Origin of the sequence: Streptomyces sp. NPDC050485 (assembly GCF_044458185.1) — a bacterium.
Taxonomy (GTDB): domain Bacteria; phylum Actinomycetota; class Actinomycetes; order Streptomycetales; family Streptomycetaceae; genus Streptomyces.
The window spans coordinates 141,404-163,317 of the sequence record NZ_JBITHR010000008.1 but is presented as its reverse complement, the minus strand read 5'-3'; the positions used below and the strand labels follow the sequence as shown (position 1 = coordinate 163,317).

General features: G+C 69.0%; 20 protein-coding genes and 1 pseudogene. 8 read left to right on the top strand and 13 right to left on the bottom strand.

The annotated features are described in order from the left end of the window. Positions 1-152: 152 nt before the first annotated feature. Together ACIBK6_RS18530 and ACIBK6_RS18525 are read right to left on the bottom strand one after the other, a co-directional pair. Complete coding sequence (locus ACIBK6_RS18530) at positions 153-575, bottom strand: helix-turn-helix domain-containing protein (protein WP_399052327.1); 423 nt, start codon at positions 573-575, stop codon at positions 153-155. Further along, positions 572-823 carry a hypothetical protein gene (locus ACIBK6_RS18525; RefSeq protein WP_399052326.1) on the bottom strand — a complete coding sequence of 84 codons (252 nt, stop codon included), beginning with the start codon at positions 821-823 and terminating at the stop codon, positions 572-574. Before ACIBK6_RS18525 ends, ACIBK6_RS18530 begins: the two co-directional genes overlap by 4 nt. 124 nt (positions 824-947) lie before the next feature. Between ACIBK6_RS18525 and ACIBK6_RS18520 the strand changes: the two genes are divergently transcribed. From ACIBK6_RS18520 to ACIBK6_RS18510, 3 genes are all read left to right on the top strand, one after another. Continuing rightward, positions 948-1,781, top strand: a complete 834-nt coding sequence (locus ACIBK6_RS18520) for a TIM barrel protein (RefSeq protein WP_399052325.1) — start codon at positions 948-950, stop codon at positions 1,779-1,781. A gap of 52 nt (positions 1,782-1,833) precedes the next feature. Next, complete coding sequence (locus ACIBK6_RS18515) at positions 1,834-2,724, top strand: 2-hydroxy-3-oxopropionate reductase (protein WP_399052324.1); 891 nt, start codon at positions 1,834-1,836, stop codon at positions 2,722-2,724. A gap of 202 nt (positions 2,725-2,926) precedes the next feature. Continuing rightward, entirely contained in the window at positions 2,927-4,384 is a 1,458-nt protein-coding gene (locus tag ACIBK6_RS18510) for a catalase (RefSeq protein ID WP_399052323.1), read from the top strand. 422 nt (positions 4,385-4,806) lie between these two features. On the opposite strand, the gene ACIBK6_RS18505 is transcribed toward ACIBK6_RS18510, so the two are convergent. Then, a complete protein-coding gene (locus ACIBK6_RS18505) occupies positions 4,807-5,172 on the bottom strand; it encodes a hypothetical protein (RefSeq protein ID WP_399052322.1) in 366 nt (121 codons plus the stop codon). 437 nt (positions 5,173-5,609) lie between these two features. After that, the gene (locus ACIBK6_RS18500) at positions 5,610-5,831 is read right to left on the bottom strand and encodes a hypothetical protein (protein ID WP_329462400.1); all 222 of its coding nucleotides are present in this window, start codon (positions 5,829-5,831) and stop codon (positions 5,610-5,612) included. Between the two features lie 163 nt (positions 5,832-5,994). Between ACIBK6_RS18500 and ACIBK6_RS18495 the strand changes: the two genes are divergently transcribed. Further along, positions 5,995-6,798 (top strand): ArsR/SmtB family transcription factor, encoded by an 804-nt coding sequence (locus tag ACIBK6_RS18495; RefSeq protein WP_399052321.1) that lies wholly within the window; start codon positions 5,995-5,997, stop codon positions 6,796-6,798. A 67-nt stretch (positions 6,799-6,865) separates the two neighbouring features. Here the strand turns inward: ACIBK6_RS18495 and gcl are convergent, their stop codons facing one another. Beyond that, positions 6,866-8,647 carry a glyoxylate carboligase gene (gcl, locus tag ACIBK6_RS18490; protein ID WP_399052508.1) on the bottom strand — a complete coding sequence of 594 codons (1,782 nt, stop codon included), beginning with the start codon at positions 8,645-8,647 and terminating at the stop codon, positions 6,866-6,868. 296 nt (positions 8,648-8,943) lie between these two features. Here gcl and ACIBK6_RS18485 point away from each other — a divergent pair, with 296 nt between their 5' ends. Beyond that, positions 8,944-9,639: a hypothetical protein gene (locus ACIBK6_RS18485; RefSeq protein WP_399052320.1), complete on the top strand. Its 696-nt coding sequence runs from the start codon at positions 8,944-8,946 to the stop codon at positions 9,637-9,639. A gap of 76 nt (positions 9,640-9,715) precedes the next feature. Here the strand turns inward: ACIBK6_RS18485 and ACIBK6_RS18480 are convergent, their stop codons facing one another. The 3 genes and pseudogenes from ACIBK6_RS18480 to ACIBK6_RS18470 all read right to left on the bottom strand — a co-directional run bounded on the left by ACIBK6_RS18480 (position 9,716) and on the right by ACIBK6_RS18470 (position 12,108). Further along, on the bottom strand, positions 9,716-11,323 hold the full coding sequence (locus ACIBK6_RS18480; protein ID WP_399052319.1) for an AMP-binding protein: 1,608 nt from the start codon (positions 11,321-11,323) through the stop codon (positions 9,716-9,718). Continuing rightward, positions 11,320-11,667 (bottom strand): annotated as a pseudogene (locus ACIBK6_RS18475) (AMP-dependent synthetase); the annotation flags it as partial. The pseudogene ACIBK6_RS18475 and the gene ACIBK6_RS18480, both read right to left, overlap by 4 nt. A 156-nt stretch (positions 11,668-11,823) precedes the next feature. Further along, positions 11,824-12,108 carry a transposase gene (locus ACIBK6_RS18470; protein WP_399052318.1) on the bottom strand — a complete coding sequence of 95 codons (285 nt, stop codon included), beginning with the start codon at positions 12,106-12,108 and terminating at the stop codon, positions 11,824-11,826. Positions 12,109-12,117: 9 nt separating this feature from the next. On the opposite strand from ACIBK6_RS18470, the gene ACIBK6_RS18465 reads away from it, so the two are divergent. The 3 genes from ACIBK6_RS18465 (at position 12,118) to ACIBK6_RS18455 (ending at position 14,978) form a co-directional block, all read left to right on the top strand. After that, positions 12,118-12,525 carry a hypothetical protein gene (locus ACIBK6_RS18465; RefSeq protein ID WP_399052317.1) on the top strand — a complete coding sequence of 136 codons (408 nt, stop codon included), beginning with the start codon at positions 12,118-12,120 and terminating at the stop codon, positions 12,523-12,525. A 366-nt stretch (positions 12,526-12,891) separates the two neighbouring features. After that, complete coding sequence (locus ACIBK6_RS18460; protein WP_399052316.1) at positions 12,892-13,824, top strand: aminoglycoside phosphotransferase family protein; 933 nt, start codon at positions 12,892-12,894, stop codon at positions 13,822-13,824. 143 nt (positions 13,825-13,967) lie between these two features. After that, entirely contained in the window at positions 13,968-14,978 is a 1,011-nt protein-coding gene (locus ACIBK6_RS18455) for an IS701 family transposase (protein ID WP_399052507.1), read from the top strand. 353 nt (positions 14,979-15,331) lie between these two features. Here ACIBK6_RS18455 and ACIBK6_RS18450 read toward each other — a convergent pair whose 3' ends face one another. The 5 genes from ACIBK6_RS18450 to ACIBK6_RS18430 all read right to left on the bottom strand — a co-directional run bounded on the left by ACIBK6_RS18450 (position 15,332) and on the right by ACIBK6_RS18430 (position 21,851). Next, complete coding sequence (locus tag ACIBK6_RS18450; RefSeq protein WP_399052315.1) at positions 15,332-16,633, bottom strand: MFS transporter; 1,302 nt, start codon at positions 16,631-16,633, stop codon at positions 15,332-15,334. 109 nt (positions 16,634-16,742) lie between these two features. Continuing rightward, a complete protein-coding gene (locus ACIBK6_RS18445) occupies positions 16,743-17,891 on the bottom strand; it encodes a hypothetical protein (protein WP_399052314.1) in 1,149 nt (382 codons plus the stop codon). A gap of 463 nt (positions 17,892-18,354) precedes the next feature. Further along, positions 18,355-18,939, bottom strand: a complete 585-nt coding sequence (locus ACIBK6_RS18440; RefSeq protein WP_399052313.1) for a CGNR zinc finger domain-containing protein — start codon at positions 18,937-18,939, stop codon at positions 18,355-18,357. A gap of 75 nt (positions 18,940-19,014) precedes the next feature. Then, positions 19,015-20,625 (bottom strand): AMP-binding protein, encoded by a 1,611-nt coding sequence (locus ACIBK6_RS18435; protein WP_399052312.1) that lies wholly within the window; start codon positions 20,623-20,625, stop codon positions 19,015-19,017. After that, positions 20,622-21,851: a multidrug effflux MFS transporter gene (locus ACIBK6_RS18430; protein WP_399052311.1), complete on the bottom strand. Its 1,230-nt coding sequence runs from the start codon at positions 21,849-21,851 to the stop codon at positions 20,622-20,624. The genes ACIBK6_RS18435 and ACIBK6_RS18430 overlap by 4 nt, the downstream gene beginning before the upstream one ends. Positions 21,852-21,914: the final 63 nt, after the last annotated feature.

Sequence of the window (21,914 nt, the reverse complement as noted above, 5' to 3'; positions counted from 1 at the left end):
CTTGGTGCTGAACGGGCTGCGGATAGCTAACGCCCTCCGAAACATCCCGTCAACACTTTGTTGAAAACTTGGGGTTACAAAAACCGCCGCCCGGTGTCCGGACGGCGGTTCGTTGCGCGAAGGATGCCGAAGCGGGCACCGAGGGTGCTCGCTCAGTCGCCCTTGGGGGCGTTTTCCCTGTTCAGATCCCTGTTCAGATAGTTGTACACGGTGAAGCGGCTGACCCCGAGGGCCGAGGCGACCGTCTCCACGCCGTGTCGCACCGAGAAGGCGCCGCGCGCCTCCAGGGTCCGTACGGCCGACTGCTTGGCCTTGCGGTCCAGGGCCGCGAGCGGCATGCCGTGCCGGCGCTCCATGGCGGCCAGGATGTGGTCCAGGGAGTCGGAGAGCTGCGGCAGCCGCACGGCCACCACGTCCTCGCCCTCCCAGGCGAGCACCACGTCGTCGGGCTTGGCGTGCCCGGGCGGCAATATCTCGGCGCCCATGGCGTCGACCAGCGGCTTGACGGCCTGGATCAGGGGGTGGTCCGCGGGCTCGGCCGGCTGCGCGAGGGGGTGGTCCGCCGAATCGCTCACTTCTCGCCCTCCCCGATCACGTTGACCTGGAGCGAGACGCGGGTCGCGCCCGCCGCCAGGGCCTTGCGCAGCAGCGCGTCCACCGCGGTCAGCACCTCGTCGGCGCCGCCTTCCGCGGTGTTGCCGAACGGACCGACGTCCACCGCGTCCAGCTGGGCCGCCTGGATGACATCGCGGGCGACCACGGCATGCGGGGGCGCCTCGTCGAGGTCGAAGGGCTCGGTCGTGAACTCCACTCTCAATCGCACGCGCTCAACCTACTGCGCGGCCGACGAAATCCGGGAGGCCCTCTTGACAAGCCCGCCACTCCCCCTGCAACCTTCCATCAAGCAGAAAACAACTTCCGCAATACGGAAGGAGCGCACACCCCTCATGGGATACACGGACCAGCGCTTCGATGTGAACCTCTCGATCCTCTTCACGGAACTCCCGCTCCTGGAGCGCCCCGCGGCCGCCGCCGCGGCGGGCTTCACGGCGGTCGAGCTGTGGTGGCCCTGGATCGAGACCCCCACCCCCGAGCAGGCCGAGCTCGACGCCCTCAAAAAGGCGCTCGACGACGCCGGCACCCAGCTGGTGGGCCTCAACTTCTACGCCGGCGCCCTGCCCGGCCCGGACCGCGGTGCCCTTTCGGTACCCGGCGAGGAGTCGGACCGCTTCCGCGCCAACATCGAGGTGGCGGCCGACTTCGCCGCCTCGGTCGGCTGCACGGCGCTCAACGCGCTGTACGGCAACCGCGTCGAGGGCGCCGACCCGCAGGTGCAGGACTCGCTCGCCCTGGAGAACCTCGTACTGGCGGCCCGTGCGGCCGACCGCGTCGGGGCCGTCCTCCTGGTCGAGACCCTGAACAAGCCCGAGTCGCCGCTCTACCCGCTGGTGAGCGCCCCCGCCGCGATCGAGGTCATCGACAAGGTCAACGCCGCGACCGGACTCGGCAACGCCAAGTTCCTCCTCGACATCTACCACCTGTCGATGAACGGTGAGAACGTCCCCGAGGTCATCGAGGCGTACGCCGACAAGACCGGCCACGTGCAGATCGCCGACAACCCGGGCCGCGGCGCGCCGGGCACCGGCTCGCTGCCGCTGGAGGAGCTGCTCGACCAGCTCAAGAAGGCGGGCTACAACGGCTGGGTCGGCCTGGAGTACAAGGCCGCCGACGCCGCCGCCTCCTTCGAGTGGCTCCCCGCCGAGGCCCGCGCGGCCCGCTGAGCGGCTCCTCAACTTCTTGACGTACCAAAGCTTTTAGGAAGGCAGCACCCTCATGAGCAACCTCCCCAAGATCGCATGGGTCGGCCTCGGCATCATGGGCTCCCCCATGTCCGAGAACCTGATCAAGGCCGGCTACTCGGTCACCGGCTTCACCCTGGAGCAGGACAAGCTGGACCGCCTCACGGCCGCCGGCGGCACCGCCGCCCCCTCGATCGCCGAGGCGGTCAAGGACGCGGACGTGATCATCACCATGGTTCCGGCGTCCCCGCAGGTGGAGGCCATCGCGTACGGTGAGGCCGGCATCCTGGCCAACGCCAGGCAGGGCGCCCTGATCGTCGACATGTCGTCGATCACCCCGCAGACCTCGGTCGGCCTCGCCAAGAACGCCGCCGAGAAGGGCATCCGCGTCCTGGACGCCCCCGTCTCCGGCGGCGAGGCCGGTGCCATCGAGGCCGTCCTGTCGATCATGGTGGGTGGCGAGCAGACCGACTTCGACGCGGCGCTGCCGATCCTCGAAGCCCTCGGCAAGACCATCGTGCTCTGCGGCCCGCACGGCTCCGGCCAGACGGTGAAGGCCGCCAACCAGCTCATCGTCGCGGTCAACATCCAGGCCTGCGCCGAGGCCGTCGTCTTCCTGGAGAAGTCCGGCGTGAACCTTAACGCCGCCCTGGACGTCCTCAACGGCGGTCTGGCCGGCTCGACCGTGCTGACCCGCAAGAAGGACAACTTCCTGAACCGGGACTTCAAGCCCGGCTTCCGGATCGACCTGCACCACAAGGACATGGGCATCGTCACCGACGCCGCCCGCAATGTCGGCGCGGCCCTTCCGGTCGGCGCGGTCGTCGCCCAGCTGGTCGCCTCGCTGCGCGCCCAGGGCGACGGCGGCTTGGACCACTCGGCCCTGCTGCGTGCCGTCGAGCGCCTCTCGGGCTCGCAGGTCTGACCCGCGGAAACACCCCCTTCGGGGGCCACTGATTTCCGGTCGGCGGCGGCGCTGACACCTGTCCTGTCGCGCCCAGGCGCCGCCGCCGTCCGGAAGCTCACACTTCATTTTCAACAAACTGTTGACGTTCCGTTCCGGGCGTATTTACGCTCCAGGAACCGCGGAACAGGTCAGCGGTGCAGCTCCAGTACGGAAGGTCACGATGTCGAAGCGCGTGCTTACGACCGAGTCCGGCGCCCCCGTCGCCGACAACCAGAACTCCGCCACCGCCGGCGTCGGTGGCCCCATCCTGCTCCAGGACCAGCAGCTCCTGGAGAAGCTCGCCCGCTTCAACCGTGAGCGCATCCCGGAGCGCGTGGTGCACGCCCGCGGCTCCGGCGCGTACGGCTACTTCGAGGTGACCGACGACGTCACCGGCTTCACGAAGGCCGACTTCCTCGGCGAGGTGGGCAAGCGCACGGAGACGTTCATCCGCTTCTCCACCGTCGCCGACTCGCTCGGCGGCGCGGACGCGGTCCGCGACCCGCGCGGCTTCGCGCTGAAGTTCTACACCGAAGAGGGCAACTACGACCTCGTCGGCAACAACACCCCGGTGTTCTTCATCAAGGACCCGATCAAGTTCCCCGACTTCATCCACTCCCAGAAGCGCGACCCGTTCACGGGCAAGCAGGAGCCGGACAACGTCTGGGACTTCTGGGCGCACGCCCCCGAGGCCACCCACCAGATCACCTGGCTCATGGGCGACCGCGGCATCCCGGCCTCGTACCGCCACATGAACGGCTACGGTTCGCACACCTACCAGTGGACGAACGCGCAGGGCGAGGCCTTCTTCGTCAAGTACCACTTCAAGACGAACCAGGGCATCCGCTCGCTCTCCGCCGAGCAGGCCGCCGAGCAGGTCGGCAAGGACGCCAACAGCCACCAGACGGACCTGCTGCAGGCCATCGAGCGCGGTGTGAACCCGTCCTGGACGCTGTACGTCCAGATCATGCCGGCCGCCGAGGCCGCGGACTACCGCTTCAACCCGTTCGACCTCACCAAGGTGTGGCCGCACAGCGACTACCCGCTGCAGCGGGTGGGCCGCCTGGTCCTGGACCGCAACCCGGACAACGTGTTCCAGGAGGTCGAGCAGTCGGCCTTCTCGCCGAACAACTTCGTGCCCGGCATCGGTCCGTCCCCGGACAAGATGCTCCAGGGCCGCCTGTTCGCCTACGCGGACGCGCACCGCTACCGCCTGGGCGTCAACCACACCCAGCTCGCGGTCAACGCCCCGAAGGCGGCGGTCGCGGACAACTACGGCCGCGACGGCCTGATGGCGACCCGCAACGGCCGCCGCACCGACAAGAACTACGAGCCCAACTCGTACTCCGGCCCGTCGCAGACCGACGCCGCCCTGTCGGCCCCGCTGGCGATCCACGGCTGGACCGGCACCCACGCCGCCCCGGCCCACGTCAAGGACGACGACTTCTTCCAGGCGGGCGAGCTCTACCGCCTGATGTCACAGGAGGAGAAGTCCCGCCTCGTGGCGAACATCGCCGGCGGCCTCTCGCAGGTCTCCCGCGACGACGTCATCGAGAAGAACCTGGCCCACTTCCACGCCGCCGACGCCGACTACGGCAAGCGCGTCGAGGAGGCCGTCCGCGCCCTGCGCGAGGACTAGTAGCCGGTTCAACACCGAGACCGTGCAAGGGAATTGACGGGAGGTCAAATTCCTTGCACCGTCCGGTCCGCCGACCCGGATGAGGGGTGGTCGGCGGATCCGGGCAACCTGAGGATCGCGGCGGTTCGGCGATGCCAGTGCGGTGGTCAAGGCGTGTGCGCCACTCTTCCTGACCTGAGGGAAGGGTGCTCGGCGCGCACCCCAATCGCCGCCGCCGCGATCCCGGTTCACCTCCCCCACGAACTCCGCCCGGCGGCGCGAACGTCCTGTCGCGCCAGCCTCGTTCCGCCGGGCGGTCCCAACTCCCCAGCCAGGCCGCTGGGTTCGGTTTACGGTCCCGAACCGAGCGTCCGCCGATCAAGGCCCCACCTGCTGATTCAGGTGGGGCCTTGATCTTTCTCCGCTCCCGACCACGGCGGGGGTCATGCCCGCTGTGCCTTGATGTGGTCGAGGACCTCGGTGAACTCCTTCGTCGGGGAGAAGTCGATGTACTCGCAGTCTTCGAGTGCTTCCGGAGCGTGCCCGGGTGCCCAGTAGAAGGCCTGGCCGGCCTCGTAGATGTCCTCCCCGTGCGGGGTGCGCATCTTCAGGCGGCCCTTGAGCAGGTATCCCCAGTGCGGGCACTGGCACAGATCGCCCGGCAGGCCCCTGAGGGCGGGGGCCATGTCCGTGCCCTTGGGGAGCCTCGCGAACACGACCGACAGGTCTCCACCGAGTTCCCGCGTGCGCAGCTCCACCCCGCCGCCCTCGATCGCGACGGGGGTTTCGTTCCGCGTCGTCGCCGTCATGGTTCCTCCTCGTCGAGTCCGCCGCCGGCCCCGAGGACACACTTCCCCTTCCAGTACCAGCTTGGGCCTGGCGGCCGCCGTACGCGATGCGGGAGGGGGCCGGGAGCGTCAGGGCCCCACCCGTCGGTCCGGGTGGGCCTTGATCCTTCAGCGGGGCCGTTCTGGTCGAATCGGTGCCGCGAGGGCACGTCGACGGAGGGGAGGACGCGGCTGCGGCTCGCGAGGTCCTCGGCGTGGCGGGTGAGGGTGGAGCGGGGTGCGCCGAAGCCGGGCGAGAGCAGTGGAGCGTGGCCGTGAGCTCGCGGTGCCGGTCCGGCGGCCGGCCCGAGGTTCACCCGGACGGGCAGTCCCCACGGCGCCGCGGGGTGGGGCGGACACGCCCCCGGTCCGGGCCGCGCGTGCGGTCCGGACCGGGGTTCACCTCGGGGCGAGGGTGTTTAGAGCTTGTCCATGCGGGTGTACGGGCTGACAATACGGGCCTGTCGGGAGCCGAAGTCGACGAGCATCGCCACGCCGTCCTCGACCCCGATGATGGTGCCCAGGCCGAACTGGTCGTGTGTGACCCGGTCTCCCAGGAGGAAGTGCTTGGCCGCCGGGGCGTCCGGGGCTTTGAAGGGGCTGGTGGGCAGGTGGCGCCGGGGCGCGGATGGCTTCGTCATCGTCATCCCAGTATGCGCCGTCGTACGGCCGGAAGGGCAGGCCCGACGGGTGACGATGGGGAATCGATCCGGTATCCAGGCGGATCAGCCCCGGTAGAGGTGCAAAAATCGTCATGAATTGACACGCAACCCCCAGGTTCCCAGTCTGGAGTCGGAGGTAGGCGTGGACGACGTTTTCAGGGCTCTGGCCGATGCCAGCCGGCGGCGCCTGCTCGACCGGCTGCGGGAGCGGAACGGGCAGACCCTGCGGGAACTGTGCGAGGGTCTCGCCCTGTCTCGGCAGGCGGTGAGCAAGCATCTCGCGGTGCTCGAAGCGGCCCGCCTGGTCAGCTCGGTGCGGCGCGGCCGGGAGAAGTACCACTACCTCGATCCGGTGCCGATCCAGGAGCTGTCCGACCGCTGGATCGGCAAGTACGAGCACGGCCGGCCGGACAGGCCCGGCCGGCTGGAGCGGAGCCTGGAGGAGCAACCTGCCATGGACAAGCCCGAGTTCGGCTACGTGATCTACATCCAGACCACCCCCGAGCGGCTCTACGAGGCCCTGACCGACGCCGAGTTCGCCCAGCGGTACTTCGGCGGCTGGGGTCCGCGTTCCGACTGGCGGGCGGGCTCGCCGGTGCTGTGGAAGATGGGCCCGGACGGTGCGTACGAGGATCTCGGCCAGACCGTGATCGAGGCACTGCCCGGCAGGCGGCTCGCGTACACCTGGCACCGTCTTCTTCCGATGCACCGTCAACTCTTCGATACGGACGCCGAGTTCAAGGCCGCGCAGGCGGAACACTCCCGCGTCGCGTTCGACATCGGACCGGCCGATCCGGCCTCCCTCGGTGTGAAGCTGACGGTCACTCATGACGGCTTCGACAGTCCGGACAGCGAGATGCTGAAGGGGGTCAGCGAGGGCTGGGTGATGATTCTGTCCTCGCTCAAGACGCTGCTGGAACGCGAGGAGGCCACCGGCGCCCGGTAGGCCGCGCAAAAGCGTCCGGCCTCCGCTTCCCAGTGCGGGGGAACGGAGGCCGGACCGTACGGGTGGCTCAGGAAGCCGTGATGGGGCGGATCGCCGTCGGGGCGTGGCCCGGCTCGGTGGCGAGCTCCTCGAACTCGGTGATGTCGCTGATGTCGGCCGTCTTGCTCATCGCGATGTTGGTGACCCGCTCCAGGATCGCCTCGACCACGACCGGGACCCGGAACTCGGCGGCCAGCTTCTTGGCCTCCTCGAACGCGGGCAGCAGCTGGTCCGGCTCGGTGACCCGGATCGCCTTGCAGCCGAGGCCCTCGACGACCTTGACGTGGTCGACGCCGTAGACGCCCAGCTCCGGGGAGTTGATGTTCTCGAACTCCAGGTTGACCTGGAAGTTGATGTCCAGGCCGATCTGCGCCTGACGGATCAGGCCCAGGTAGGCGTTGTTCACGAGAACGTGGACGTACGGGATCTTGTGCTGCGCGCCGACCGCCAGCTCCTCCAGCATGAACTGGAAGTCGTAGTCGCCGGACAGGGCGACGACGGGCGTCTCCGGGTCGGCGGTCGCGGCACCCAGCGCGGCCGGGATGGTCCAGCCGAGCGGGCCCGCCTGGCCGCAGTTGATCCAGTGGCGCGGCTTGTAGACGTGCAGCATCTGCGCGCCGGCGATCTGGGAGAGGCCGATGGTGGTGACGTAGCGCGTTTCCGGGCCGAAGGCCTTGTTCATCTCCTCGTAGACCCGCTGCGGCTTCATCGGCACGTTGTCGAAGTGCGTGCGGCGCTGCAGCGTGGACTTGCGCTCCAGGTGGGAGGCGACCCACGCGGAGCGGTCGGGGAGCTTGCCCGCGGCCTTCAGCTCCTTGGCGACCTCCACGAACAGCTCCAGGGCGGCCTTCGCGTCGGAGGCGATGCCGTAGTCCGGGGCGAAGATCTTGCCGATCTGGGTGGGCTCGATGTCGACGTGGACGAACTTGCGGTCCTTGGTGTAGACGTCGAGCTTGTAGCCGGTGTGGCGGTTGGCCCAGCGGTTGCCGATGCCGAGGACGAAATCCGACTCCAGGAACGTCGCGTTGCCGTAGCGGTGCGAGGTCTGCAGACCGACCATGCCCGCGTTCAGCTCGTGGTCGTCCGCGATGGTGCCCCAGCCCATGAGGGTCGGGATGACCGGGGTGTTGGTGATCTCGGCGAACTCGACCAGGAGGTCGGAGGCGTCCGCGTTGATGATGCCGCCGCCGGCGACGATCAGCGGGCGCTCGGACTCCAGGAGGAAGGAGATGGCCTTCTCGATCTGGGCCCGGGTCGCGATCGGCCGGTAGACCGGCAGCGGCTCGTAGGTGTCCGGGTCGAAGTCGATCTCGGTGAGCTGGACGTCGATCGGCAGGTCGATGAGGACCGGGCCGGGACGGCCGGAGCGCATGAGGTGGAAGGCCTGCTGGAAGACGCCGGGGACCTGTGCGGCCTCCAGGACGGTCGTCGCGGCCTTGGTGACGGGCTTGGCGATCGAGGCGATGTCGACCGCCTGGAAGTCCTCCTTGTGGATCACCGCGACCGGGGCCTGGCCGGTGATGCAGAGGATCGGGATCGAGTCGCCGATCGCGGAGTACAGACCCGTGATCATGTCGGTGCCCGCGGGGCCCGACGTGCCGATGCAGACACCGATGTTGCCCGGGTTGGAGCGCGTGTATCCCTCCGCCATGTGGGAGGCGCCTTCGACGTGGCGGGCGAGCGTGTGGCCGATGCCACCGCCCTCCTTGAGCGCCCGGTAGAAGGGGTTGATCGCCGCGCCCGGCACACCGAAGGCATGGCTGACGCCTTCGCGCTTGAGGATCTCAACTGCCGCTCGGGCAGCGGTCATACGAGGCATGGAGTGCTCCTGCTTCGGCCTGGCGGAGTCGGGCTCTGTCGCGCCACCTGGTCGCGCCCCTTGGAGCCTGATTCCGTAATGCGGAAGTTTCATTCTGCTATGTGGAAGCAATGTAGGACGGGTTCGCTGGCGCGTCAAGGGACGGCCGGGGATGCGCGAATCGGCCACGCCGCGGTCCCGGTTGGTGGACCATGGACGGCGGAGCCTCCGGGGCATGCCGCAGGGGGCTCTCATCCGGCGTGCAGCGGAGCCCCGTACGGGCCGCGTCGTCATGGAGGTGGGGGCGGATGACCAGTGAGGGCGTACCGGTGCGCTGCCCGACCTGCCGACGCGACCACGTCTACGTTCCGCCGGCCTATCCGTGTGCCTGCGGAGCCCCGCTCGCGCCGCCCATCCAGCCCGGCGCCGCGCCGTCCCCGATCACCCACCGCACCTGGACGGACGCCTGGGTCACGGTCCGGTGCCGGGCCTGCGGGCGGCAGAGCCAGTGGCCGCAGCCCGAGCTCGGCTGCTCCTGCGGGGCGGTCCTGCGAGTCCCGGTGCGCCCGGTGACGGCACCGCCCGCACCCGGGCCGGCCCCGCTGCCCTCGGCGCCGCGGCCCCGCACCGCGTTCCGGCCGCTCACGATCCGTACCGCACGGGACGCGGTGACCGCGGCCGCGCTCTATCTGAACTGGCTGGGCTTCAGCGGCATACACCAGGCCGAGCCGCGCCCGGCCTCCGGCATCGATCTGCGCGGGCCCGGGCTCGTCGCCCAGGTGGACCCGACGACCCGGCCGGCCTTGCTGCGCGCGGTCGAGTGCCTGTGGCTGCACGGCATGACCGGCTCCGCGCGCAGCGTCCACTTCTCGCTCGCCGGATACGCGAAAGACGCAAGGGAGCGCGCGGACGAGCTGCGCGTCCCGCTGTTCGTGCTGGATCTGACGGGCACGCCCCAGCCGGTGAACGACGCGGCCCGGGAGCTGGTCTCGACGGGCCCCTGAGCCCGGCCGGGGCCGCGCAAACCCCTAGGCCCTCCCGCAGCTCCGCTGAGCGCGGCCGGGGCGCATCCTGCGAGGGTCAGGCCCCGTACCCCTCCCGCAGCTCCACCTTGCGCACCTTGCCGCTGACCGTCATGGGGAAGGCCTGGAGGATCCGCAGCCGGCGGGGGATCTTGTAGTGGGCCAGCTGCTCGCGGCAGTACGCGGCCACCTCGTCGAGGGTGGGCGGATCGGCCGGGTCGCGGGGGATGACGCAGGCCAGGATCTCCTCGCCGTACTTCTCGTCGGGGACCCCGACCACCTGGACGTCCGCGATCTTGGGGTGTCCGTACAAGAACTCCTCGATCTCGCGCGGGTACACGTTCTCGCCGCCCCGGATGATCATGTCCTTGATGCGGCCGACGATCTCGACGTAGCCGTCCTCGCGCATCACCGCGAGGTCGCCCGTATGCATCCAGCGCCCCGCGTCGATCACCTCGGCGGTCCGCTCCGGCTCGTCCCAGTAGCCGAGCATCACGCTGTAGCCGCGGGTGCGCAGCTCGCCCGCCTCGCCGCGCGGGACGGTGACACCGCTGACGGGGTCGACGACCTTCACCTCGACGTGCGGCATGACCCGGCCGACGGTGCCGGTGCGCCGCTCCAGGTCGTCGTCCGTGCGGGTCTGCGTGGAGACCGGGGAGGTCTCGGTCATGCCGTAGCAGATGGACACCTGCGCCATGTGCATCTCGGCGACCACCCGCTTCATCACCTCCACGGGGCACGGCGAGCCCGCCATGATCCCGGTGCGCAGCGAGGAGAGGTCGTACGCGGCGAAGCCGGGAAGGTTCAGCTCCGCGATGAACATCGTCGGCACGCCGTACAGCGAGGTGCAGCGCTCCTGCTCGACGGCCCGCAGGGTGGCCTGCGGGTCGAAGGACGGCGCCGGGATCACCATGCAGGCGCCGTGCGAGGTGGCGGCCAGATTGCCCATCACCATGCCGAAGCAGTGGTAGAAGGGCACCGGGATGCAGATCCGGTCGGCTTCCGTGTAGGAGATCGACTCCCCTACGAAATAGCCGTTGTTGAGGACGTTGTGATGGGAGAGCGTGGCCCCCTTCGGGAAGCCCGTCGTGCCCGAGGTGTACTGGATGTTGACCGGGTCGTCGCAGGACAGTTCCGCCTCGCGCGCCGCAAGTCGCCTACGCAGCCAGGGAGTTCCGGTCGCCATCAGGGCGTCCCAGCTGGGGTCGCCGACGAAGACGGTCTGCCGCAGCGCCGGGCAGTCGGCCCGCACCTGCTCCACCATCGCCCGGTAGTCGCTCGACTTGTGGGACAGCGAGGCGAAGAGCACCGAGACCCCGGACTGGCGCAGCACATACGCCAACTCGTGCACCCGGTATGCCGGGTTGATGTTCACCAGGACCGCGCCGATCCGAGCGGTCGCGTACTGGACCAGGATCCACTCGGGGCAGTTCACCGCCCAGATGCCGACCCGGTCGCCCTTCGCGACCCCGCTCGCGAGCAGCGCGCACGCCAACTGCTGGACATCCACGCCGAATTGGGCGTACGTCCAGCGGCGCCCCGACGCGACGTCGACCAGGGCCTCGCGCCCGCCGTGCGCCTCGACCGTCCGGTCCAGGTTGGCGCCGATCGTGTCGCCGAGCAGAGCGGTGCCGCTCACACCATGGGCGTACGACAGGGTCGTCATCGCAGCTCGCCCTCCACGTACTCGGCCGCCGAACCCGCCGCCGTCGCCTCCTTCAGCTCGACCCGGCGGATCTTGCCGGAGACCGTCTTGGGCAGTTCGCCGAACTCGATGACGCGGACGCGCTTGTAGGGGGCGAGGACGGCCCGCGAGTGCGCGAAGAGCAGCTTCGCCGTGTCGGGGCCCGGCTCCCAGCCCTCGGCGAGCACGATGTACGCCTTGGGGACGGCGAGCCGCAGCGGGTCGGGCGCCGGGACGACCGCGGCCTCGGCGACCGCCTCGTGTTCAAGGAGGGTGCTCTCCAGCTCGAAGGGGGAGATCTTGCAGTCGGAGGCCTTGAACGGATCGCCCGTTTCGGGGGACTTGTCTCCGCGAAGGAACAGCCGGGGATCGACCCGCCCTTGAACGTCAAGCGGCGGTAGCACGACGCCTCCCTCGGCGACGGACTCCCCCGGCAAATCCGCCAGCGCTTCCATGAGTTGCCCCCAGAATCCCGTGGTCAGTCAACGCTGCCACGAACTGGCAAGGCTCCCGCGCGGGAGCGTCGGGTCGCCCCACGCACACCCGGTGCTCGCTTTCCGCAGCATGGCGCCCAGCATGGCTCGGCTGTCCTTGGGGCGTCTACCCTTGCGTGCCGCGAAGATCGGCTCAACCCGAGCCCAGGCCTCGTCCGTCAAGGCGGGAACGCACCGCTCCCGCTCACGGAACCACCCGCTGATTCCGTCGTCGCACCGGGTCTTCCGTGGGATCTCGCCCAGGATGGTGACCTGGATGTCCAGGAGCTCCATCGCTTCCGCTTGCTGGACCCCGATCCGCCTCAACGACACCCTGCTGCCCCTGTTTCCGCCAACGGCTACTGCGGCGCCCACAAGGCGGGATACTTCGAGGCTCACTACCCCATGCCCAACGCCTATCGGACTCAGAACATCGTCGTCGGTGCGAGCAACGCCGAGACCGAACACATCAACTTGTCACAGCCGTGCGGCGCCATGCTGAGTACGAATTGTGTGATGCCGGCGGACAGCTACAACAACAAACTGTCGGAAGATTTCGCCCATTGCCTGGCGAAATCTCCCTCCATTCAGGAGATGCGCAAGTCTCTGAAGGTCTCCGTCCTCATCTTCACAGCCCCTAGTGAACAAGTGATTCCCGACATGCTCTACCCGCCTGATGTGGTGTCTGGAGGCTCCATCAAGACCAAATGATGGCCTGCCGGGCCGAACTGTCCGCCTCAGTTCTGCGGCAGCCGGGCCGAGACGTCTACGGGCCAGGAGTTCATGGTTGCGGCCGAGTTGGCAGATAGCGGTGGCCGTTGACAGGCCGGTCCGGTCCCAGTCGGCCCGGTGACGATCAACGGTCAGAGATCTGGTGCCGATTGAGGCGGATGAGGCGCCGTCCGTTGGTGAACACATTGTGGATGGCAGGGGTGGCCACGACTACAAACCGGAGTGGTAGGAACGCCTAATGCTCCAGCTGTAGATCGCGATCTTCATTGTGCGCGGTCTGCCGGGCGGCGGCAGTGGCCGGCTTGGGCTTGGTGGCTGCGTCGGGCTGGCGCGTAGGGTGCCGGGATGATCGCGATGCCAGAGGAGTTCGCACAGAGCACTGTCGACCGCGAGGGGGAGGCTGGGGCGGCGTGGCTTGCCGAGGTGCCCGGGATCGTGGAGGAGTTGCTGGGGCGTTGGGGGTGCGTGCCGGATGGCGGGGTCATGCACGGGGGCGTTGGCGTCATCGTTCCGGTACGGCGGCGGGCTGAGGAGAGCGCCGTGCTGAAGGTGTCGTTTCCGCATCCCGGCAACATCCATGAGCCGGATGCGTTCGCGGCGTGGGGCGGGCGCGGCGCCGTCCTGCTGCATGAGCGCGACGACGAGCGGTTCGCGATGCTGCTGGAGCGGGTTCAGCCGTCGACTTTGGCGGAGGTCGAGGACGGCGACGAGGTGGTGACGGTCGCCGGGCGGCTCAATCGCCGCCTGGCCATCCCCGCACCGCCCGGCCTGCCCCGGCTGCGTGAGCAAGCCGATGCCTGGGAGCAGCAACTGCGCAAGGACGCTGAGGAGCTGACGCATACGCTGCCACGTCAGGTGCTGGATGCCGCCGTGGCGACCGTTCGTGAACTGGGCCGGGCTGAGCCGGACACCCTTATCCATGGCGACCTCCATGCCCGGAACATCCTGCGTGCCGGCCGCGAGCCGTGGCTGGCTGTCGACCCCAAGGGGTACGTGGGAGATCCCGCCTACGACGGCGGCACACTGCTGAAGTCCCGCGCGCTGACGCTCCTCGAAGCGGATGACCTGCGCAAGGCTGTCCACCGCGTCGTGGACGTCTTCGCCGGGGCCGCGGAACTCGACCGTGAACGCGTCCAGCGGTGGGCCCAGTTCCATGCCGTCCAGGCTGCGTTCTGGGGCCGCCGCCACGGGTTTCGTATCGCCCGCAGCGGACCACGGCTGGACTGGCTCACCGAATTCGCCGACCACCTGGCGGAGTTGCTCACCGAACGCTCGTAGAGCGTGATGGTGCTGGCCGAGGCTGGTGGGTGGACGAGCGCGGCCACCGTTGATCATCGTGAGCTGTGTGGACTGACGATGAGATGGTGGCCGCAGGTCACAGCATAGATCCCGCCCGGTGGCGGGAGGCGTTCGCGGCGGCCATGGGCCGCATCGCGGGCCGGTTCGCCCGATACGAACCCCGCCTGCGAGCCGGGCGGCTGGTGCAGGGCCTGCTGTCGGACCTGCCCCGCAAGAACTGCTGGACGATCGCGGAGTGGGTTGGGGAGGCCAGCCCGCACGGTATGCAGCATCTGTTGTGCCGGGCCGCCTGGGATACCGAGGCCGTCCGCGACGACGTGCGCGAATACGTCGTCGAACACCTCCACGACGAAGCCGCGGTGCTCGTCGTCGACGAGACCGGCGACGTGAAGAAGGGCATCCAGACCGTCGGGGTCCAGCGCCAGTACACCGGCACAGCCGGACGGATCGAGAACGCCCAGGTCGCCGTCTATCTCGTCTACGGCGGCAACCCGAGACTGCGCGCGGCGCTGGAGGAGCGCGGCATCGGCTATGTCCTTGCCGTGGCCTGCTCGGCCGAAACAGCCACGGGTGCAGGGAGGTTCCGCGCCGATGCCCTGGTGAAGAAGGTGCCGAAGCGGGCCCGGCAGAAGCTCTCGGCCGGACGCGGTGCGAAGGGACAACGGTTCTACGACTGGGCCGTCGTCGACCTCGTCGCCCCGACGCCGGGCAGCCACCAGCTCCTGGTACGCCGCAGCCGCACCACCGGCGAACTCGCCTACTACCGCTGCCACTCCACCGAGCCAGTCCCGCTGACTGTGCTGGTCAAGACCGCTGGCTCGAGGTGGCGTGTGGAAGAGACCTTCCAGGCCGAGAAAGGGCTGGCGGGACTCGACGAGCACCAGGTCCGCCGCTACCGCTCTTGGACCCGCTGGGTCACCCCCGCGATGCTCGCCCACGCCTTCCTCGCGGTAGTCCGCGCCGACGAACACGCCCGCGGCCCCGCCCCGGACGGCCTGGTCCCGCTGTCCTGCAACGAGATCCAGCGCCTGTTCATCACGATCGTCCAGCCTCGCCACGACATGGCCTACCGGCTCGGCTGGTCGCACTGGCGGCGGCTCCATCAGCAGCGACCCCTCATCAGCCATTACTGACGACAAGCCGCATCCCAGACATGAAGATCGCGATCTACAGCTGGAGTACCAGGCGTAAATCAAGTGGGGAATTACTCCTAGCCCTTGGGGGGTGCCGAACCCCCGGAATCGGGGGCAGTAGCCCGAATGGGTACCGAAATCTGCGTGGTAGTAACTACTTCCAACAAATGTGTCCCCCCTGTGCGCGCTGTTTCCGGACCCCCATAGTTGCCCCCACGCCGCTTTCGCCGTTACTCGACATTCCAACTGGCGTAACTGCCATATAGAGGAACACGGAGGCCTGGAAACACGGTTTTGGCGGCGTGGGAGTAACTACGAGGAGGCCCTGGAGCACGCGAAACGGGTCCTCGGGATCAAGGCGCCACCCGACGGGAACCATGCCGTGATCGCCGCGACCCCGGTCCGGCAATGTCTGGTTCACGAACTGCTGCCGGGCCTTCCGGGCGCCATCGGCGGTGGCGGCCGGGCTGGCGGGGGGTGACGAAGTGAGGGCGGGCTGCATACAGACCGGCGAGCAGTTCGGGGACGGCCAGGAGAAGGAGGACGGTCAAGGAGGTGGACCACCCGCCGGTGAGGGTGTGCAGGGAGCCGATGGCGAAAGGTCCGATTCCGGCGAGGAGGTAGGCACCGGTCTGGGCCAGGCTGGAGAGTTTCGCAGCGGTCGCGGCATCGGGAGCGCGCAGGGCGAGGACGGTCATGGCCAGGGGGAAGGATCCGCCGGTAGCGATGCCGAGGACGAGGATCCATACCCAGCCTGCGGCGGGGATCAGGAGGATGCCGGTCAGGCCGATGACTTTCGCGGCGACCATCGCGGCGACGAGGGGACCCTGGTGGTCCATGCGGGCGGCGGCCAGGGGCAGGGCGAGACCGAGGGGGATACCGAGGGTGAGCATGGCGGAGACCATCGTCCCAGCGGTGGCGGCGCTGTAGCCGTCGGCGGTCATGATCGCGGGGAGCCAGGTGACGAGAGTGTAGAAGGCCAGGCAGATCAGGCCGAGGAAGACGACCACGGCCCATGCGGTGCGTGAGCCGGTCAGGGATCCACTCTGCCGGGGGCGGGCGGGGGTGAAGCGCCGGCTGGGAGGCGCGGCGAAAAATCCGTAGGACCACAGCAGGATGCCGACGAGGGCGGGTGCGCCCCACAGCATGAGGGTGCCCTGCCATCCGGCGGCCATGGTGAGGGGGACGGCGGTTCCTGCGGCGATGGCGCCGGAGAGAGCCATCACCATCATGATCAGGCCGTTCATCATCCCGAGCCGGTCGGGGTAGTGCTGTTTGACGGCGGTGATGACGAGGACGTTGCCGAGCGCGATTCCGGCGCCCGCGAGGACGGTCCCGCCGTACAGGCACACCGGCATGGCGGCGGCTCGCAGGACACAGCCGGTGCCGATGGCGGCGAGGGCGCAGGTGATGGCGCCGGTCTCCCCCAGGCGTCGGGTGAGGAAGGGGGCGAGGGGGGAGAACAGGCCCAGGCACAGCACGGGGAGGGTGGTCAGGATGCTGATGCCGGTGGGGGTGAGGTGTAAGGCGTGGGTGAGATCGGACAGCACGGGCGGTACGGCGGTGATCGCCGCGCGGAGGTTGATGGCGAGAAGGATCAGGCCTGCGGTGAGCCACACCCGTGTGAAGCGGGGTGCGGCGGTGGTGGTGTTCAACTTCTTCTTCCCCGTGGAAAAGGCGACGGCCCCCTGCCCCATCCGGGGAGTGGGATGGTGAAGGGGGCCGCCGGGTCTCGCGGAGCCGCCTGGGTGCGGCCGGTTTGGGTCAGGCTGCGGCGATGGCCTGCTTGGCCTTCGTCTTGGTGTGGAACGGGCACGCGTTCAGGGCGGCGGTGTTCGCGGTGGCGCTGGTGTCGCCGAGGAGGGTGAGGATCTCCTGGGAGAGCAGGTCGGGCTTGCCCTTGAGGGCGTCGGCCAGCTGCTGGTCCCTGGAGAACACCATTTCGGCGGCGATGTTGTCCATGACGATCCGGGCGAGGTTGTCGAGGGCGACGTGGACCGCGTTGGGGATGTACGGCGCCTCACAGGCGAGGTCGATCAGGTGGCTGTCGACCATGTCCTTGTCCATCAGGTGCTTGATGATGATGGAATTCTGGTTCAGCTCGGACGTCGTCCACATCGACAGGACGACCACGTACAGCTCGTGCCAGGCGTTGGCACCGACCTTGTCCTTCCAGCGGCCGAACAGATCCTTCACGGCCTCGATCTGGACCTTGGCGGCCCAGTACATGTTCGTCTTGATGTCGTCGGCGATCTGCCCGGTGAACTTCTGGAAGCCGGGCATGTCGAAGGTGCGGCGGCGGGTGGCATCGCTGATGAACGACAGACCTGCGTCGAGGATGTGGGCGCAGGAGACCTTGAGGTCGGTGGGAAGGTCGGCCTGTTCCAGGGTGCGCCGTGCGGTGTCCAGGTCGGTGGCGAACGTCTGGAGCGGGGTGATCCAGTCCGTGTTCGAGGGTCCGGCGTAGGCGACCAGTTGCAGATCGCGGGCGTCCATGTTGGCCTGCCCGGCCGGGACGGTGGGGTCCAGGGACGGTGCGATGACGGAGAAGATGCCGAGCGGGACGTGGGCGATGGACTTCGCCAGCTGGAATATCTGCGAGATCGGCTCTTCGATGAACTGCTGGCCCTGGTGGACGAGCGTGTAGTGGCCGCCCTGCATGCCGTTCTCCACGACGATGACGGGGCCGAGCTGCTGGAGGACGTTGGCCCGCAGCTTGTCGTAGTTGGCGCGCATGTCGGTGTCGACCTGGAGGATGTTGTTCCTCGCGGTCGTCGTGTCGGCACTCGCGCCGCTGTTCCCGGCAGGAGTGGCCGCATCGGCAGCCGTGGCGTGCGCGCTGGCGGCGTTGGTGAGGAGCGTGGCCGCTGCGGCGGTGCCGGCGGCGGCGATGAAGTTTCTGCGCGTGCTCATGTCCCGTTTCCCCCTATGAGTGTGGATGCGGTTCGGGTACTGCCGGTGCGGGAGGGACCGCAGGCCCCTGCGCGGAGCGGACGATCGCCGGAAGGGCGACGGCAACGCTGCGTGTGACCGCGCAGGAGGCAGATGGCCTGCGGGTGCCTTTTTCCACGTCCTGGAAGTGGCGTTCCGTACTGCGGCGGTACTAGGGACCTTAGTGGCCTGAAGTGACCGCCCGCAGCTCGAAAACAGCAGGCTGTCCGATGAGTGCGCATTTGTCCGGTAAATCTCCACAAGTGGAGCGGTGGTTACCGTCACTCGGAATTAACCTTCCGCTAAGTGGAAGAATTATTGGAACTTTTCGGGCAAAAAGAAGCCCTCCCCGGCCAGCGTGGCGGGGAGGGCTTCGAACGCTCTGTGTACTTCCTGTGAAGCCTGGGGGCGTCGGTGGCCGGTATCAACCGAGGCGGACGGGCACTCACTCCACGGCGGACACGACGCGCAGGGCGGCGGTCTTCGTGCGTTCGTAATGGCGGCGGGCGCGGTCGCGGTTGCCGCAGGCGTCGTTGGAGCACCAGCGGCGGCGGCCGTTGCGGAGAGCGGCGTGGAAGAACAGGCCGCAGTCGCCGTCGCAGACGCGGACGCGTTCGGGGTCGTCGGTGATGAGGGTGAGGTAGTCGTCTGCGGCGAGGTAGCCGACGAGATGAGCGGGGTCATCGATGTCGAGGTGTTCCCGCAGGCCCGCGCGGGTGAGTTCGCGGCGGGGGTGTCCGTGGACGAGGAGGGCGTTGAAGGCGGTGAGGTTGTCGTCGTCGTGGGGGTCACGGTGGACGCGGGCGAGGATGTCGCGGGCGCGGCGTATGTGGGTGAAGGCGAAGGCGTCGGCCAGGCGGTAGACGTCGGAGTAGGCCTTGAGCTGGGGAGAGGTGACGAGCCAGCGGGTGAGGGCGGCGCGGGTGTCGATGAGGTCGTGGTGGCCGTGCCTGTCGCGGTAGCGGGTATTGAGCAGGTCCAGACTGATGGGTTCCCCGGACAGCACGCGGGGGTCCTGATAAAGGGGCATGGCAGGCTCCTTCGGTGAGGGGGTGGGAGGGCCGCGCGATGGCCGGGGAACGAAACGCGCAGCCCTCCCGGCTTTTTAGGAGGTGATGCTCCAGGTGACCTGGGGGGAGGCTTCGAAGCGTTCCCTCAGGGGCCGGCGGCGCAGTTTTCCGATGCCGGTCTTGGGGACATCGTCCTTCCCCACGGGCAGCAGGTGGGCGCCGGTGATGGCGAACCGCTCCTTGAGGAGGATCTCCAGGTCCTGGCGGTGGCCGTCGGTGAACAGGCCGGTGCGGGGGTGGAAGAAGACCGCGAGCCCGTCGCCGTCGGGGGTCGTGACCTCGGTGGCGACCGTGTAGGTGGGCGCCACGAAGTCGAGGGTTTCCACGGCGGCCTCGATCTCGTGGCCGTGGTAGGTGGTGTTGTCGACGGTGATCTGGTCGTCCGCGCGGCCGGTGACGGTGAGGATGCCGCCCTGGACGAAACCGAGATCGCCAGTCTTGAACCACCCGTCCGGGGTGAAGGACTGCCGGTTCTGGTCCGGGTTTTCGTGGTAGCCGGCCGTGACGGTGGCCCCGGAAACCTGCACATGGCCGGTGGTGCCTTCGCCGACGGTGTTTCCCGCGTCATCGGTGACGCGGATGCGTGTGCCGGGCTGGGGGCGCCCCACGGGCACGTAGGGGGCCGTGCGGGCCACGGCGCTGTACCGGCAGTCGGTGACGCCGGAGGACGTCTCGGACATACCCCATCCCGGGTACATGACGTCGGTGGGAAGGCCGTGCGGCGCCAGCAGCGCCAGGAAACGGTCAATGACCTCGGCGTGCAGAGGTTCCCCGCCGTTCATGATGTAGGTCAGCTGGGACAGGTCCCAGGGCTGGCCCGTGAGGTGGGCCGCTTCGTCGGCGACGAGGGCGAAGGCGTAGTTGGGTGCCCAGGTGCAGGTGATGCGGTGGGTGTGGCATACCTCCAGCCACCTGAGGGGGGCGTCGAGGATCCACTGCTGGGGGGCGTGGACCTGGTAGGCGCCCAGGACGGTGTCGCGGGTGTGGAACATGACCAGGCCGCCGACGTGGGTGAGCGGCATCCAGTTGAAGGTCCGCTGGCGCTGGTCGAGGTGGTTGGCGTGGGCGGTCGCCCGGGTGCGCGCCAGGATGTTGGCGTGGGTGAGGCGTACCGCCTTCGGCGTGCCGGTGGACCCGGAGGTCAGCAGCAGCAGCGCGAGATCACCGGGCTGCGCCGGGTGGTAGTCGGTGGCGGGGGCGTGGTGGGAGAGGTAGTCGAAGGTTCCCGCGCTGTACTGGGTGAGCCCGTGGGGGACGGTACGGCCGGTGCCGGTGACGAGGCGGGGATGTCCGTAGGCGTTCCACACCTGCCGCAGGGCCTCGTCCGCGCCGGATACCGGCAGCGGGAGGGGGACGAAGCCGCCGAGGATGCACGCCCAGTAGGAGACAAGCAGCTCTTCGGGGTCGTCAATGTCGAGGAGGATGATCTCCCCGGCCCGGCTGCGTGTTCTCCGCAGTCCCGCAAGGACACGCTGGGCGCGCTGAAGGAGCTGGGCGTAGGTGAGGGCGGTGTGGGTGCCGTTGTCGCGGAGGAGAACGATTTTCTGCTGTCCGTGCAGGGACGCGGTGCGCAGGAGGGCGCCGGTGAGGGTGGCGGTGCGGCCGATGAGTGCGGGGCCGCCGTCGAGGTAGGCGGGGCTGCTCATCGCACCGCCTCGGCGGGGACGGGTTCGAGGCGGGAGACGGCGCCTCCGGGCCGGGCGATGACGGTGAAGGAGAACACCGCGAGCACGCCGAGGGCGGCGGCCGTGATGCCCATGGGCAGCGCGGACGTCTTCCCGGCGAGTCCGACCAGCGGGACCATGGCGGCGCCGATGATGTGCATCAGGAATCCGATCAGGGCAGCTGCCGCGCCGGCGATCTCGCCGTGGTTGTCCATCGCCAGGGCCATGGAGTTGGGCAGGACCAGGCCGACGGAGGTGACGATCACGAACAGGGCCACCAGCAGCGGGGCGAGCGGGGCGTGCGTGAGGGCGCAGGCCAGGGTGCCCAGGCCGCCGAGAGCGGAACCGGTGACGCCGATACCCAGGAGGCGGCGGGGGCTCGTCTTGTGCACGATGCGTCCGCCGACCTGGGCGGCGATGACCAGGCCGAGGGCGTTGACGCCGAAGACGTAGGAGAAGCCCTGCGGGGACATGCCGTGGATTTCCTGGAGGACGAACGGAGATCCGGCGATGTAGGCGAACATCGCGGCGAACGCGAAGCCGCAGGCGAGCATGTAGCCGACGTACAGGCGGTCACCGAGCAGGGTACGGAAGGCGCCCTGGGTGGCGTTGTCCTTCGCCCTCTGGCGGGCGGCGGCCTCGTGGGTCTCGGGCAGCGCGGTCAGGCAGGCCAGCCAGATCGCGGCACCGGCGGCTGCCAGGCCGAGGAAAATACCGCGCCAGTCGGTTGCGCGCAGGATCTGGCCGCCGGCGACGGGGGCGAGGATGGGGGCGAGGCCGGTCACCAGCATCAGGGTGGAGAACAGGCGTGCGGCGGCTGCGCCTTCGTGGCGGTCGCGGACGATCGCGGAGGCGATGACGATGCCGGTCGCTCCGCCGATTCCCTGGAGCAGACGCAGCGCGACGAGGACCCAGATATTGGGGGCGTAGGAGCAGGCGAGTCCGGCGAGGGTGAACAGCATCAGTCCGGCCATGAGGGGGCCGCGCCGTCCGAGACGGTCGGAGACGGGTCCGGCGATCATCTGCCCGGAACCGAGGCCGACCAGGCACGCGGTCAGGGACAGCTGGGTCGCGGACGCAGAGGCGTTCAGGTCGTCGGCGATCTGCGGCAGCGACGGCAGGTAGGTGTCGTTGGCGAGCGGGCCGAGCGCGGTCAGGGCGCCCAGCAGGAGCGCGAAGCGGGCGGTGCCGCCGGTCTTCGTCGTCATCGTGGTTTTCTCCAGCGAAAAGGGGGAGCCCCCGGCCGGGCCGGTGCGCCAGGCGCGGCCGGG